Source organism: Pseudoalteromonas porphyrae, assembly GCF_001298125.1.
GTDB classification, from domain to species: Bacteria; Pseudomonadota; Gammaproteobacteria; order Enterobacterales; family Alteromonadaceae; genus Pseudoalteromonas; species Pseudoalteromonas neustonica.
The window spans coordinates 1-1,293 of record NZ_LHPH01000060.1 but is presented as its reverse complement, the minus strand read 5'-3'; the positions used below and the strand labels follow the sequence as shown (position 1 = coordinate 1,293).

General features: G+C 37.5%; 1 rRNA gene. It reads left to right on the top strand.

From position 1 onward, the window contains the following. Positions 1–96, top strand: a 5S ribosomal RNA gene (gene rrf, locus ADS77_RS21095); the annotation flags it as partial. Positions 97–1,293: the final 1,197 nt, after the last annotated feature.

The following is a 1,293-nucleotide window of genomic DNA, read 5'->3' as shown; positions in this document are numbered from 1 at the left end:
TGGACCCACCTGATCCCATGCCGAACTCAGTAGTGAAACGAAACAGCGCCGATGATAGTGTAGCATTTGTTATGTGAAAGTAGGTCATCGCCAGGCTCCAAATAAAGAAAGCCCGACTCATAGAGTCGGGCTTTTTTACGTCTGCAGGATATTGAAACAGCGAGCAAGGTGCAAGGTGGCGAGTGTCGCTCAGGCGCTCATCTGAAAGCAGTACACCCCCATATATCGGTTGTCGCGATAAATCACGAGCTACATCGTACTGAGTTAATACCAATCTGCATAAAGATTAAGTCAATTTTATCCAATCTCTCATTTTTAACCGTACGAGGAACTGAGATGGATCCATTCCATGCTTGCGATACCTGTTCGACTATTTCTTCAGAATCATTAAAGACACGATCAGGTAGGTATTGTTACCGTATTCAACTCTATATTTGTTACCACCCCTACAGATCACTTGATATGAGTTCACCTGAGTTTTTTGAAGTGAATTTTACTGCGCTATTTTTATCGGTTAGTTATTCAAGCCATCAAGAGCTTGAGTAAAGCGATTTGGGTTCGCGATAAAACTGTTTAAATACAGCTCATTTTAATGAGGCCCAAATTCTGATAATAAGGGGTGGATTAGAAGATCTATTTAAATTTCATTACTTAGCAGATTTATATTAATTGTTAGCTGTGTTTGATTTTAAAAATACAATAATAAATCAATGTTTCATGCATAACGAATATTACGATTTCATCGTTTTGCAGTGCATGTTATCCACAGATGTTTGTGAATAACATGTCAGTTTCTTTTGTGTATCTTATGAAAGCGAAATAAATGCAAGATTAGTGATAATAACGCTTGCGTAAAATCAACCGCGCCCTATAATGCGACCCCTCTGAGACGGCAGACAGCAACGCTTAGCGGGGCAAGAGTTAATCAGTGAGTCGAGTAAAACTTGAGTTTGAATTTTTATAAAGTTTAAATTTAAGTGTTGACAAAAAAAGTGGAAAGCGTAACATGCGCAGCCCTAGCGAGATAAAGTTTAACTTTAATCGCAACGTTCTTTAACAATATAAAGCAATCATCTGTGTGGGCACTCGTACAGATTGAGTTCTAACAGCCGAACTTAGTTTACTAAGCAAGGCAAAAAATTTAGAGTCTCAATGTGATTTCTCGAAAGAGAAACTGAGTGACCAACAGAATAGTTATTTTTAATAATTATTCGGCACAGTCAATTCAATATCGAAAGATATTAAATAAATTCAGAATTCATTGAGCAGGTTCTTCATTCYTTATTGGATGAG